The 14846-nt window shown below is 37.7% G+C and carries 14 protein-coding genes; 1 reads left to right on the forward strand and 13 read right to left on the reverse strand.

Annotation, left to right across the window (positions count from 1 at the left end; all coding sequences use genetic code 11):
* The coding region (locus tag BAU16_RS00370; RefSeq protein WP_161526158.1) for an integrase core domain-containing protein at positions 1-319 on the forward strand (319 nt) is incomplete at its 5' end.
* A gap of 852 nt (positions 320-1171) precedes the next feature.
* On the opposite strand, the gene BAU16_RS00380 is transcribed toward BAU16_RS00370, so the two are convergent.
* From BAU16_RS00380 to dcm, 13 genes are all read right to left on the reverse strand, one after another.
* Positions 1172-2083: a conjugal transfer protein gene (locus BAU16_RS00380; RefSeq protein ID WP_161526159.1), complete on the reverse strand. Its 912-nt coding sequence runs from the start codon at positions 2081-2083 to the stop codon at positions 1172-1174.
* 18 nt (positions 2084-2101) lie between these two features.
* Entirely contained in the window at positions 2102-3106 is a 1005-nt protein-coding gene (locus BAU16_RS00385; RefSeq protein WP_161526160.1) for a bifunctional lytic transglycosylase/C40 family peptidase, read from the reverse strand.
* A complete protein-coding gene (locus tag BAU16_RS00390) occupies positions 3103-5226 on the reverse strand; it encodes an FUSC family protein (protein WP_161526161.1) in 2124 nt (707 codons plus the stop codon). Before BAU16_RS00390 ends, BAU16_RS00385 begins: the two co-directional genes overlap by 4 nt.
* 4 nt (positions 5227-5230) lie before the next feature.
* Positions 5231-7678, reverse strand: a complete 2448-nt coding sequence (locus tag BAU16_RS00395) for an ATP-binding protein (protein WP_161526162.1) — start codon at positions 7676-7678, stop codon at positions 5231-5233.
* Positions 7665-8054 (reverse strand): conjugal transfer protein, encoded by a 390-nt coding sequence (locus BAU16_RS00400; protein WP_161526163.1) that lies wholly within the window; start codon positions 8052-8054, stop codon positions 7665-7667. The genes BAU16_RS00395 and BAU16_RS00400 overlap by 14 nt, the downstream gene beginning before the upstream one ends.
* A 56-nt stretch (positions 8055-8110) precedes the next feature.
* On the reverse strand, positions 8111-9796 hold the full coding sequence (locus BAU16_RS00405) for a hypothetical protein (protein WP_161526164.1): 1686 nt from the start codon (positions 9794-9796) through the stop codon (positions 8111-8113).
* Positions 9796-10851, reverse strand: coding sequence for a dsDNA nuclease domain-containing protein (locus BAU16_RS00410; RefSeq protein WP_161526165.1), 1056 nt, complete (start codon positions 10849-10851; stop codon positions 9796-9798). The genes BAU16_RS00405 and BAU16_RS00410 overlap by 1 nt, the downstream gene beginning before the upstream one ends.
* A 202-nt stretch (positions 10852-11053) precedes the next feature.
* Positions 11054-11557 carry an antirestriction protein ArdA gene (locus BAU16_RS00415; protein ID WP_161526166.1) on the reverse strand — a complete coding sequence of 168 codons (504 nt, stop codon included), beginning with the start codon at positions 11555-11557 and terminating at the stop codon, positions 11054-11056.
* Between the two features lie 11 nt (positions 11558-11568).
* Entirely contained in the window at positions 11569-11790 is a 222-nt protein-coding gene (locus tag BAU16_RS00420; RefSeq protein ID WP_002298822.1) for a hypothetical protein, read from the reverse strand.
* A gap of 4 nt (positions 11791-11794) precedes the next feature.
* Positions 11795-11932, reverse strand: a complete 138-nt coding sequence (locus tag BAU16_RS00425; protein WP_202621219.1) for a DUF3789 domain-containing protein — start codon at positions 11930-11932, stop codon at positions 11795-11797.
* Positions 11929-13113, reverse strand: coding sequence for a MobT family relaxase (gene mobT / locus BAU16_RS00430; RefSeq protein ID WP_161526168.1), 1185 nt, complete (start codon positions 13111-13113; stop codon positions 11929-11931). Before mobT ends, BAU16_RS00425 begins: the two co-directional genes overlap by 4 nt.
* Positions 13114-13368: 255 nt before the next feature.
* Positions 13369-13659, reverse strand: coding sequence for a hypothetical protein (locus BAU16_RS00435; RefSeq protein ID WP_161526291.1), 291 nt, complete (start codon positions 13657-13659; stop codon positions 13369-13371).
* The gene (gene dcm / locus BAU16_RS00440; RefSeq protein ID WP_161526169.1) at positions 13649-14791 is read right to left on the reverse strand and encodes a DNA (cytosine-5-)-methyltransferase; all 1143 of its coding nucleotides are present in this window, start codon (positions 14789-14791) and stop codon (positions 13649-13651) included. The genes BAU16_RS00435 and dcm overlap by 11 nt, the downstream gene beginning before the upstream one ends.
* Positions 14792-14846: the final 55 nt, after the last annotated feature.

Consider the following 14846-nt stretch of genomic DNA (forward strand, 5'->3'; position numbering starts at 1 on the left):
ATTAGAATCGCCTGTCCTTTTTCACACAGATCAAGGATCACAATATACTTCGTCTTTGTTTAGAAAATATCTAGACAGTCAACCAATCACACAGTCTTTATCGAAACCGGGGTATCCTTGGGATAACGCTGTGACTGAATCTTTTTTTAAATATATGAAGAAAGAGGAGCTCAATAGAAGAACATTTTCAACCCTTCAAGAAGTACAGCTTTCTTGCTTTGAATATATCGAAGGATTTTATAATACACAGCGACCTCATGGCACTCTAGATATGCTTACACCTAACGAAATGGAAGAAAAGTACTTTAATCATCTGTAAGTATCTGCTCTTTTCGTGTCTACTTTATTGACATCTATCCATTATTTATGATAGTCACTTCATGGGACTCATTATCTGATCAATTGGAACAAAAATCGCCAACTATTAAGACAGGCCTTTTTTTCAATACGAGTTATGAACACTGTATTTTTTTGAAAGAAGATATTATGTATCATTTAAAAACTCGAGTGAATGTAGACATAATCGACGCTACCACCCTTACTTCAGTCAAAGAAAAAATGTGTAAGTATGATCTTTTGATAACCAATCTTCCTTCATTATTCATTCCAGAATGCAGCGTAGTATCCGTCCATTCAAATCCAACACCAAAAGATTTTGAGAACATACTCACTGTCTACAATGAAATAGTCAATAACAAACGTAATTATGATTTATCCATAATAGAAAAGCAAAACAGTATTTATAAATACTGAAAAAAATCGATACTTGAAATTTCAAGTATCGATTCTTTTATTTGTTATATAATAAAACGCTAAAATATTTTTTTCGCTTTATATTAATAATAAACTATTTCTGCACATTGTTTGAATATTTATGGGCTTGTTTTAATACCTTTCCATTTTTTCACTGTTTTCAATTTGTAAGGATTGGGCTTCGTCAAGGTTGATGTAAGTATTAAAATATTCAAATACATAGTTCACGCAATCTTGTAGATTAATATCTTTCTTTTTCTAAATCAAATATGGTCTCATGATTATTTTTTAGCCTTTTTTCAATAAATTTATCTAATGTAATCCATTGATATCACCTATCTTGAGTAAATAAGTTTCCTATATTTGTATATTATCAAATTCCAGCAGATAAATTCAAAGCAATACATTTTTTCCTAATTTAATATGCATCTATGATTTTCCAATTCCTCAACTTTTGTAGAATAAAACAATATTGAAAACTATTCATTACTTTTGAAGCATCGTCAAGGTACCTCACCATAATCGAAACTTGAATATTTTCTCCCTTTTGTCGATAAACAGGACTAACCAGTTCAACAAGTTTTAAATTTGTATTAATTGGCTGTATCGCGCCACTTTCAGCAAAGTACTCAATTTCCTTTTCAGACGCAGTTGGATAAATCTTGAAAAACGTCTCTAAAAACTCAGTAATTTCTTCCGTAGTTTTGGCATCAATTTCTGAATCGCTTTCTACTTGTTTTTCTTTATATTGTGCCTTTTCTGGTTTTGCAATCATGGTAGGCAGACTCGTCACAATATGGTTGCCTTTTTTATCTTCAAAAATCGTCACTCGATATGCAGAAGAACCCTGTTGTGCCTTTTTCTCTTCTGTGACCTTTTGATTGATTAAAAAGGAAACGATAAATTCTTCTGAGTGCTTCTCAACATCTAGAATTTTTACTGCTTGAACTTCGGAACTAGTGGGAATATCCGCTCGAACCATATCTTGAGCTAGGGATAATCCCTCTTCTGTAAGATACTGCCCAAGATTATCCATTCTCTTTTCAATGACTTCTTTGTCATTCTTCCATGAAAAATACTCTTTCGCAAAATCCATCGTAAAGTTCTCAACCCCAGAAGTATTCACTATTTTTTCTTTCACAACTACTTTCTCATGAGTCGTGTGCTGATCAATCGCTGTGAAATTTTTGTATATCCCAAAAGCGAGACTACAAAACAATAAAAACCAAAGGACAAGCACCATTTTTCGATGCTTGCCCACTGTAATTACTCGTTCTTTCTTCTTTTTTGGAGTCTTCTCCTTCTGGCTTCGTTCAATTTTTATCTTCATGTTCATTCCTCTTTTCTCTTATTTATATCGCCCTGCTCCAATAAGATGCTGCTGCCAATAGGGTTCGGTAAGATTCGTCCAGCCCACTGGATCTCCCGCATGAAACATCCGATTCTCTCCTGCATAAATGCCGACATGAGTCACGTAAGTACCAGCATCATAAGTTGAGTGAAAGAAAATTAAATCTCCTGGCTTGGCATCTTTTAGGTCAATATGACTCATGGCATCATACTGATCCTGAGCCACTCGTGGAAGTTTCAGGCCAACTTTGGCATAACACCATTGGGTTAAGCCACTGCAATCAAAACCCGTTGCGGGACTTGATCCACCAAATACATAAGCCGTTCCTTCATACTTAAATGCCTCGTCAAAAATCCCTTGGACTGTTTTATCATCAAACTGTATCGTGATCAGATATTGTTTCACCAACAAACAATAAAACATATTTCCGTAGTTGTAGCGCCACCCGCCATTTTCTTTAATGGCGATTGGATTGGGGTAATCAACTTTTTGACCACCTGATTTTTCTTTTGAAAAGGATTCCGCCAAAGCAAAGCTATGCTTCTTTCCATTTTTTGCGACATGATCTATATAGCCGCCACCATAATTATAGGCTTGGATGATACTATCTTGATCACAGCCTAACTCTTTGGCTCGTTTAACCAGAGAAGCAAAATAGAAACACCCTTGTTTAATGGATGCCTCGGTATCTAAAGAATTAGGTGGTAAGCCAGCTGATTCAGAGCTTTGCATCACGTCTTTTGCTGTACCACCCGACTCCACTTGAATAATCGCCAAAAGAATCGGTACATAATCTGAAATGTCCGATTCCTTGGCATACTTTTCTACCAGTGACCGATGTTTTAATACTTCTTCTGAGACACTACTGCCACCGGGAGAGGTACCAGAACTGTTGCTTCCTTCACTATCCTCACCAAATAATAAGCCGACACACATCAAGATGCCCATAAAAGAAATCGTCAGGATTGCCAACGAGATTGTACTCAAATTTCTTATGGTCATTTAGTCTCACCCGGCCTTAGTTTTGGAGGATGACTCACTCTTTTTTGTACTTTTCGATTGCCTGCTTTTGCAAGAATAGATCGCTTCTTCGCCTGTTGGATAGGAGTCACTTTTCTTACTGGTTGATTATTTTCTTTCGTACTCAATTTTTGATTTGAGAGTCTTCTTTTGATTTCAGGATTCGAATTCATTTTTACAATTCGATTGGCTGGTACATTCTTTGGTATCTTACTTTTCTGAGATTTGGATTCCTCTTTTATCGGAACATTGCTCCTACCTTTTCTATGACGATTTGCTGAATTTCCCAATACTTTCCGCTTTTCAGCCATTTTTTCATCTCTACGTTGTCGTTGTTTTTCTCGCAACTCCGCTCGATTCGCTTTTTCTTGGACAAGTCCACGCTTGAATTCTTCTGGTGCTTTTTTCGTCTTTTCGATTTCTTTATGCAGATTGTATTTCAAATTAGTTGGTGTATTCCTTACTTGATCCTTTACTTGTTGTGCTTTGGCTTTTACCATTGATTGGGTATCTAGTCCCTTGCCGATTTTTCTTCCGGCCAAATTCATTCGAGATTGTTTCTTATTTTTTGAGATTGGATTTTCCTTATTCGGGTCAGATATTACCTCTTTATTGTTAGATAATGATGGATTCTTTCGTGGAGAACAACCAGAAGACTTCGATCTGGTTTTTGATTGATCTTTTGCTAGTTTCCCACCAACTGCTGCACCACCACCAAAAGCCAATGTTCGCCCAACATTTCGATTAAGTTGCCGTAGTTTACGATTCATCAACATTTGCGGTTTCCGCATGACACGTCTGCCCATTGACTGGCTATCATTGCTTTGGAGGTTGAACATACTCATAATGTCCCCCAATTTGAAATAAATCCCGGCAAAAGTCACAATTTGCAGAAATGCTACCATAAAGAAGGGATAGGTCGCTGAAATATTGAAAAACATGGTAGAAATACTGAATGCCGTGGTGATAACCAAGGTCACTCCCGCTCGCATCATAATCGTATTGAATAAGCGAATAATCGCCTTTTTCCCCAAACTTTCATAAGTTGGCAACATGGACAACAAAAAGCTAATAGGTAGAAACATCGCAAAGATAATGAAGAGAATTTGCGAGAATAACATAATCCCTGTCAGTAGAAAAACAAAGAAGGAGATACCAATGTTGAACAACACCAAAAAGACCACAGTCCCTAATCGGTTCATGGTCTTGGTGATACTTAGATTCGCATTGTCGTTTTCTTCAATTTCCGCTTTGACTGCCTCTTCTCGATTCTTTCCTTTATTTTCATCTGGACTGACAGATAAAATCTTGTTGACTCGCTCCTCCCCAATTTCTTCTATGTTGGAATCATCAAATTGTAATAGTAGCCACGGTTGTTGGACTTGAATGGAGAATAAGCTATCCCGAATCAAATCCACACTATCTTTTCCTTGGCTTTCCGAATTGGGGACCACAATCTCGGTACCTAAACTAAGGGCAGCCTCACTAACATCCGAGCTAAAGTCGTTGATTTTCCTGATATAGGTAGGTGCATAAGCAATAAATGATCCTGATAGTAGAAAAATCACTACAAAATTTATGACTGCTCGCACTGCTTTCGTAGTTTCTCGTTTTAATAATCCGGTGTATGCCACATAAGCTCCTAATGCCAAAACCATCAATAACAGAAACCCAAAATAGAACCCAGAAGTTTGAAGACCATCTTCGTTTATGCCAGCGAGTGTTTGAATATTCTTCCCAATACTTTCAGCCGTATCTGAAATGAAATCTAACTTATAGGCTTCTTGAACCACATAACCCGTGGCATTCGACAGATACAAACTAACCGTCCAAATAAAATTGGTAATAGCATAAAGACCATACATCACACTCTTTCCCAAGCCATCCCCCCAATTCCAAGGTAACCAATCCCAGGAACTATCGACAAAGAAATCTAATTGGTAGTTGTTTAGAGAATATTGGGAATAAAGATTTCCGGCTTTCACTGTATCATCAACAAGTCCTGTTGCCTCCGCGACCGTACCAATCAGACTGAGAAGAAGTAAAATCGTGCAGAAACTGATTGCGATCATTCCCGCAATCCGAAGAAATTTCTTTTTCATCCCCTCACTCCATTCTCTTTTGAACCGGCGGGCGGGTATCAAAGGCATGGAAGAGTTCTTCAAAGACCGGGTGAACTTGAACCACACCGACTCGGCCGTACAAGTCTTGCATTAAGCATTGGCCATTTTCCAAATCTCGTAGACGTTTTTGGTTGCTCTCATCTTCTTGATCCAATCCAAAGAATTCCAAGGTTTTCTTGATTTCATGAATATCGGTACTGCGAAAAGCAAACTTCAATCCGATATTATTTTTCAAGCGTTCATCCAGTAGGTCATCACTATCTTGAGTGACAAAATAGACACCGGCATTCATGGCCCGACCAGCACGAACGAGCTTATTAGAAAGTGTCTTTCCTTGCGCCACTTGAAGAAACGACCAAGCCTCATCTAAGTCCACAATCTTGAAGATTTCTCTGTTACTATGGATAAAATCCAAGGCAAAAGTTGAAATAACAATCAGCATCGAAACACTGAGTAGTTCCATGGTGGTGTATTCTTCAAAAGTCGTTTCCGCATCAGGTAAAACCAGATCCGCTACTTGAATGATATTCAACTGTTTATCTAAACTAATCGATTGGGTAATCGAACCATCTGAGAAAAGCAAATGGGCAAAATCATAATCGGTAAAAGATTCAATATGATCTGCGATATTTTCTGCGACTGGTGAGCCATCGTTTCGAAGTTCGTTAATGACTTGTAATAATCCTCGTTGATTACTCTGTGTAACGGTACGAATGGCCTTACGTAAAACAGGAAACTTCTCGCCATCTCGACTGGAAATTCCTGTTAAAAAGGTTAGGATATCAATCGCTAAACTTTCCGAATCCTTCTTTTTCTTCATAATCACATAAGGATCAAGTAGACCTTGGTTTTCTAGCTTACTGGTCAAGTTAAGAATATTGATTTCATCCGCAATTTCTGGCAAGGTTTCTTTCCAGCCACCTCGCTCACCTTTTGGATCGACAATCACAGCTTGACCACCAAAAAGGACAGCATAATAGACTAAGAGATTGTTACTAAAGGACTTTCCACCGCCAAGAGAACCAAGGAAAGCGGCAGCTAGCGCATTGGTAACTGAACCCTTGACTCCTTGTGAAGCCAAAGCCGGCTTGAGATAAACATTACGCCCCGTATCTACATTGTAGCCAAAGTAAATGCCTTCTAATTCTCCTAGCATCTGAGTAGCCCCAAAACCAAGTCCCGCCAAAAAGTCAGACGTAACATACTGGATATAGTCATTCATATAGCGTTTGCTTGAAGGTAAAAACTCTTCATGTAAGCCCATCATATCGCCAAAGGGCCGGACTAGTTTTACATTGGTATCGTCATAAAAATCAAGCACTTCATCACAGCGGCGTTTTAATTCATCCGCTGATTCCGCACTCACCCGAACCACATAGCTCAGTTTGTACATGGATTCTTTCGACTGATCCAAGGTAGTTTCCAATTCATCCACGGAATCCAACGCATCTAAGACATTGGCATTCGTTTCATTATCGGATTGGTAAGCATGGTTGTCCAAATCTTTTAATTCCTTTTTCTTATTGCGAACGGTAGCTAATGCCTTTTTGTTCGTCACGATTTCTACATTCATACTCGTGTCGATTGGGAATGTAAATTGTTGTTGCTGGTAATAGAAAAGTTCTGAGGAAGGAAATTCCATCTCCCCTACGATCGTATTGATTGTTAGATACGCTACATACGATTCATGATTTTCATGTTCCATCCGTAAGTAACGGGGCTTTTCTTCAATCAAACAACGAGTGGGACGTAGTAGGTCATAACGTTTCACCAGCGTTTCTGATTTCAGCTTTTTCTTTGGTAGCTGGAATTCATATTCTTCAAACGGTGTGCCTTTTTCACCATAGATATGTTCAATCAAATACGTAAGGTCACTGGGTGTGACTCGTCTGACTTTAAATCTCCGCGCTAATTTACTTTCCATTAATTTTTCAAGCTTAGAATAGCGGCAAATTTCCTCATTGGATAAGGAAACAAAATCACCCATCAAATGTTGATTCACTCCATAGACAAATTCTTGAAGCCCAGAAAAGAAAGAGCTTTTGAGGCTCTTTAGATTAACCTCTTCATCTGTCACAATCAGTTTGAAGCCAATAAAAAAGCGATAATCAATCTGACTATCACCAATCATGGATACTAATGCATCTGTCTGTAAATCAATTCGATGGTTCGCTACTTCTTTGAGTCTACCGGTAATTTCCTTTTTCGATCGTTCTTGCGTGGCACGAATACTACTTTCTGTAGCAATTTGTAAGGCATGAATCTTACCTTCTCTGTTTTGAGAAATCAATTGACGAAAGTTATCATGCACTCGATACTTCTGTTCAGGCGATAAAAAGGAATAGTTATAGGGCACTAGTTCATAGTAGGCAAAACACTCTCCCTCTTGGTTAAAGACAAGATTATTTTCAATATACTTAATCGGATACATAGTTCACACTCCTCACTATGGTAATGGGTTCATCCCATCGTTTTTTCTGTTCTTTGACTTTTTTTCCTGCAAAAGTGACCTTGAACCGCAAGTGATAGCTGATGAAAGATCGTAAAAACCCAAATGGTTTCTTACCATCAAAGGTTTTCTGGGACATAAACCAAGTAATCGCCAACGGTATGCCCAAATATTTTAAAAAGGCCCCCTCTATCATAGATAGTGGAGGCACATGGGCAAATACGACGACAAACAACAACGATAAAACAAACCAAGCCATCTGATTAAAGGTCACAGGAAAAGGCAGCTGAAAGTCATTAATCGCATAAATGACTTTTTCAACTGCCCAGATACTGGTATAACTTTTTATTTTTTTCATATTTCACCTCAATTTAAAATAAAGAACCACAGTGTACACACTGCAGTTCTTTGTTATTACTTATCTATGAGCATTGAAAGATACTCTTTATTATCTTGATAGTCATTAAAATTCATGAGTTGATACTTGTCATTATTAAGCGTAATAATATTCAGTTCTAAATCATCATCGTACTCATTTCGATTAAACCCTAAAGTTGAAAGGATACACTGAGTATCAGTTTGAATATTTTCAAAAATATACTCAAATAGAGTCTCCTTTTTTTGATCATCAAGCTCACCATGGTTGGGACTGTCCATAACAATTGGAAATTCAATTGCTTCAGGATTGAATTCATTTTTTATTTTTAATAAATTCATATACCAAATTACAGTTGCAATAGGTTTATTACTACCAGAAGCTTTTACATTTTTCTCAACTTTTTCAATGGATGAATCTGGTATTTCTTTCAAGCCAAATTTTACGATATCTTGCTTCATAGATTTATAATAAAAGGCGTTCACTTCTTTTTTCTTTTTTGAATATGCTCTCAACTTCTTGCTTACATCATTATTTTCACTAGAGATTTTTCTATTATATAAGTCTTCCTCCGCCCATTCTAATTCTAACTTAGTCTTAAGATCAGAATATCCCTGTATCTTCAGAATCTCATCATGACTCTCTTTCGTTCCTTTAAGCAGCATATTGTACCCGTTTAATCTAGAAAGATGTTTACTATAAACATGCTCCTTTTTTTCAATATGCCGATTGGTTTCTGAAATAAGTCGTTGTAGTTCAAGACTTACTTGCGACAAATCTTCGATATTGATATTTTTCACCATACGTACATCTAATGTATCTTCTAAATCCTGCTGACATAATGGACAAGAATGTTTTTCCAATACATGATTTATATCTCTAACCTCATGACGTTTACGCTTATTGACATCCTCCAAGGTTTTAATAATATTCACTTGATTACTTCTAAGGTTTGCCAGTTCATTTTTTACTTTTCTTAAATCATCGTATATAATCCTATATTTCTTTTCCTGCCGATTCAACTCTTCTCGCAATGCCTCTACTTGCTCTGGAACAGCTTCTGGTAGTTCTTGATCAATTTTTTTCAACATATTCCCAATAGTTACGAGTTCATTATCACTTACTTTCAACTTTTCTTTCAACTCATCTTGTTTAAGTCTCAAATCAAAATATTCCCGATTGAACAAACCAAAATGTGTATACAGCAATGCTTCTTGAAATCTTGTAAATTGCCCCAAACCAGAAAAAGATTCAAACTTGCTTCCTTTCATATGATCCTGATCAATAAAATTCAACATATACGCAAATGCCGGCGGAGCAATCATTAACTTTTTATCATCCCTTGATGGTAGATAAACTGAAAAGTCAAACAACGAATACAGCCTCTCAGCCAACTCTGTTCTTATATCCGTACTTAGTAATAGATTTTTTTCAGAATCAAACAACTTGAAAAATTTCCCTAATCGCAACATAGTAAATTCACTATTATTGATCATAAAATCTATAACAAAAGTAACAGAATCTTTTTTTAAATTGTCATCAAAAAAACTATCTGCACCTAAAGTATGAAAAATACTCTTTAAAATAAGAGATTTCCCTCTCTGATTACCATCTTCCTGATCAGAGGTGACAATGTTAATTCCTGAAGTAAAAGATACTTTCTTTGCCATTTGTGATGCTGTTGAGAACAGATATATATTTTTCACAATCAGCGACTTCGTCATCATAAAACCTCCTCCAATTTAATCAAAACTACCAAAGATAACAGCTCTATCTCTTCTAAAGAGAATTCAACTGGAAAATCTACATCGGTAATCTCAATGAACTGCCTCACTAAGCTGAACATTTCATCTGCCTCTAAATCACTTGCTTTAGCGATTACATCTTTTTTTATTTTCTCTTCAAGCTCTTGCCAATAATAATCCATTCTTAACCGAGAAATTACATCAGGAATCATAGAAAAATATTTCAACCTTTTCCCCATATTCATCACAGAATCTTGGATATATTTTTTACACTGTTCTGCAATAGAAAAGGATTGCTCTGCATACCGCCCCATAATCAAATTTACTCGATCTGATGAAAGACCTTTTTTTTCTAATACTTCTTGACGCGAAGTAATAGAAAATTCATAATTTGCTTTTAACTGTGCCTCTTCCGCTAAAAGATTTAATAATGCTCCAGGTTTAATAGGATCTTCACCAAACATCTGAATGAAAAAAGAATTAACACGGCCTACCATCGTATCTTTATATGCAGAAATATTTAAATCACTATTAATAAAAAAAATATCTGATAAATCGATTTCTTCATCAGGAAATTCAGCTCTAATAGCTTTCAGAATTGATTCTCTATTTTTTTCATCCAACAGACTTAATTGAAATTCCGAGTTAGGTAATTTTGAGTTACCTGGTACAGCTAAATGTAAGTTAGATACAATAGCTAGTTTAGATTTTGGGTGACCGGCAACATATTCGGTATGTCTTATTTGATATAAGGTACTAATTATTGAATTATTTTTCTTTGAATCTTTCTTTGTAAGGGATCCGATAGTATATGATTTAGCATTCTTTGTTTTAACTTGAAAAAATTCGAACCGATCTGGATGATGAATTTCAATATCACAAACATAATCAAAAACCATTGTGAAATCAGATGAAATAGCTAACTCATGTAGAAATTTATCAATTCCCCAATAAATTTCAAATGAAAAGCGATTTTTTGAACGTGCTCCAGAAACATCTGCTTGATAATTCAAATACGCCTCATCTATCCCCATAATTGTGCCTCCTTGAAAGTGCTGTTATTATTATAACACCTTCTTTGGAATGCTTGCTATACAGCATAAAAAAATCAGTTTAAACCATATTTAAGATATATATATACAACCCGTTAATTTTATTAATTATTTTACTAAAACATCCCCTTTACATATTAGAACACTCGTTCTCCCTTTTAGTCAAGGAAATATATTTGTTATATTATATACAATATTCAAAAACACCACGACTAGTAGTCAAATAATTTCCACCTATTTCCAAGTCTCGGCCATAAGCTTCATAATCAATATAATTTTGTAGGTGTATAGGAAGCTCTCCCAAAGCGCCTGTTTCTTCAATCAAATAATACGCCACATCACTCATATCATTACAATCCGGATAACAGATAATATCATCCACATGCTCCACCATTTCCTCAAAAGAATTGAAGAATGCATGTTGAATCTCTGAAGCAACCTCACCAATCGATGTTCCTTCAAGTTCCTCCGCTAAGCTACACAACCGATTAATTTCCTCAATTGGTGTATACTCATCAATCTCAAAGGGCAACTCATAATCATGAATCGCATATTCCTCATATTCATTATTTAATCCAATCCGTTCTTTCACCTCATCAAAATCGACAGGTGGGGTAAACCACGCCCCCACCAACTCACCTTCGTTATATTTCCCAAGGTTCACAACATAAACACGCATCTGTTCCATAGTGATTCCCCCTAAGCACCAACAATTCGGTTAAACAAATTGAGTAAGACATCTTTCACACCAGAAGCATTAAAAACCAGTCCTACCGCAATCAAGGCAATCACCAAAAAACCAATCAGTTTGGAAAACTCCCGCTTAAATCCTAAAAATAGACCAATGACCACAATCGCTAGTAAAACTAAAGATTGTGCATTGGTTAAAAACCATTGATATAAATTTTGTCCGAAATTCATCTCGTCACTTTCCTTTCTTTTCCATTGCTCGATCCGTCGCTGCACTTGCATTCATCAAGCACATCACGGTAACACCAAGCATACTGCCACCAAATACCAATAAAATATCTTTTACAATTCCCATCACAATTCCTCTTTTCATATAATCAAGTTTTCGACTGCCATACTTTGTTGCTCCAAAATCTTTTTATGCCGGTCTGATAAGCGTGCATTTTGTACCATATTCTGAATATAGGTTGTCTGATTCAACCGATCCAACTCCTTGGCCATCTTCCACGTAGGAGCGACTTGTCGTCCAAGCCAATTCAAGGTTCGTTCGATAGTATAAGGTTTCGGCTCAGAGGTTAATTGGATTTCCTTGCGATTCCGTCCAATAAAGCGACCCCATTGTTCATTCAAGGGCCAGTTGGTTCGCCGTTTTCCTTCCACCTTATCCGCAAATCGCAAGTAACGATTGATAATGGAAAAGGTGGTACTTTCAATGCTACGACCTTTTAACAAATCTTGAATCGCATAATAAGCACGATCATTTTTCAACCGAATCTCAAAGCGGTTCTTCGTTTTCGTCTGGTCTAAAGGAATTCCAAGCTTGATATATTGCTCATAATCTTTTTCGTACAAACAAAAATAAACCTCACTCTTGAGGCTTCCAATATACAAGGTATTGCCCATACCATCCTTTTCATCAGGTTTCAAAAGCTCCCCAGAACGATAACTTTTAAATGTCCGGAACAAGGAAATACATTCTTCCTTCTGACATTTTTTCGTTAAATCAGGAATATCCAACAAGCCAACTCGATCATTGATTGCTAAGTCCAGCCGTTTCATCACGCCACCGGCCTTTAGACAATCTTCGAAAAAGTCGTACCAGCTACGCTTTTGAGCGAGTAAAAAAGTTTCAAACTGCCGACAACCTCGCCCCTTTAATTCCAAAAGAACACCTTTATCTTCTTCATGGGACAACATCACCACAATATCACCCATGACGTATTGTTCCTGATAGGAGTAAAAGGCGTAATCTTCATGGAGCATATAATCAAATTTCAGATGGAGAAACTCTTGAATGATTTTACGCACGTCCGTTGTGGGAAATCGAATCCTTACATAGTCAAATAGTAACGTCAAAGGCAAATCGGGATTAAAACTTTCCAGTTGGTCAAAAATTTTTCTCATGGTTTTTGTAGATGCAATTACGCCACCGTTTTCTATCTGGTTTAAGTACGGGCGACTAAGCCCGCAGGCGGTAGCTAATTTATTTTGTGAAACACCATATTCGTTACGTCGGTCTTTTAGTAACCGATAATCTAAATTCCGTTGTGCCAAGTTCTCACCTCCAAATTCAAGGTGTTAACTTTTTCAAATCAGTTAACACCTGTATAAATTGCGTATTATCCTTGCTACAATAACGATTCTTAATCGTTGCTTGCTTATTTTTTATGTTTTTGTACCCCCCTGTTAGATACGGGGGGTGAGACATCATGGCCGGCTAGCGCCGACCATGAACAGGCACAGCACCACGGAGGATTTCTGCTTCGCAAATCCCCCGTGGTCAGCGCCTATCAGTGGTTTATTTGGCGGTTACTCCTCGGAAATGCCCCCAATTTCCAACTCCGCCTTAATCTCAAACAAGTCTTGACGGATATTCGGTTCTTTTGCATGATCCGCAATCCGTTCCAATTCACTGATGACTTGATTCAGCTCCATTCGAGCATCGGTTTCCTCGTCCATTACATATGAATCACCAGGGACTTTCACCCCATTTTTGCAAATATCAAAATTGAGCCGGCGTAATTCTTCTTCCAGTTCTGAATCTGACTGAATCTTACCAATCACCCAGTAGATTTCCCCAATCAACTCATCATAAATTATGCCTCTCCACCTCCTTTAATCTTCTGGCAATATCCAAAATGACCGGAACTGTCACAGAGTTTCCGGCCTGTTTATACAATTGACTATCTGAATTGACTTGAGCTGCTCGGTCAAATGCCCAGTCAGGAAAGCCTTGAAGCCGCCAGCACTCTCTTGTCGTAAGCTTGCGAATTCGATACTGATCCGTGACGACCGCTTGTTGATCTCCTGTTAATAAGGTATGCACACTTTGTTTGCCAATACGACCTCGACGACTTTGGGAATGAGGAAAAGCCAGGTTTACACTGTCCCCTGGCTTCACCTCTTGGTATTCTGTTTTATTTTTTCGAATCATAATCTTCGTTCCACCTTGTTTCGTTGATAAGGTGGGGGCTGTTCCAGTTACTTCATAAACGCGATTGCCTTGTTCAAAATTTCCCGGCAACATCCCCGCCAGCGATATGCCTTCATTTGCTGGTAACGCAATTTTGATTTCTTCATCGCCTGTTAACGTTGGGGCCACACCATCTGGCCCATAGACTTGTCCACCCATTCCATGGTTAGAAGGATTGATATTTAACAAGTTTCTGATGTTTTGATCAGATGTTGCAGACGATCCAATGATAGGAAATACTTGTTCGGTACATGCGTCTCGAGAATGTCCGATAAGGAATATTCGCTCGCGGCTTTGGGGAACGTAGGCCTTTGAGTTAAGCACCTGCCATTCCACATCATACCCCAATCCATCCAGCGTTCGGAGGATCGTCTCGAACGTAGCCCCTCCTTCGTGATTGAGTAATCCCCGGACGTTCTCAAGGAATAAAAACTTAGGTTGGAGAAGAGCGGCGAACCGAGCGATTTCAAAGAATAAAGTACCTCGAGTATCGGAAAATCCTTGCCGCTTTCCCGCAATTGAAAAAGCTTGGCACGGAAATCCGCCGCAAAGGATGTCCACTGGTCCGAGTGATCGAACAAACTCGTCTGATACACTTGTGATGTCATGCATTTCCACCTCCTTACTTGTATCATGAATTACCTTATAACTCCGTCGAGCAAATTCATCAATTTCACAAAAACCGATACACTGGTGGCCCGCTTGTTCCATCCCTAAGCGAAAGCCACCAATCCCGGCGAATAAATCTAAAAATGTCATAAATCACCTCATTCATTGCAAAGAAAAAAGCCAAGAACATTTTTCGCTCTTGGCT

Source organism: Enterococcus sp. JM9B, from assembly GCF_009933265.1.
GTDB lineage: Bacteria > Bacillota > Bacilli > Lactobacillales > Enterococcaceae > Enterococcus_C > Enterococcus_C songbeiensis.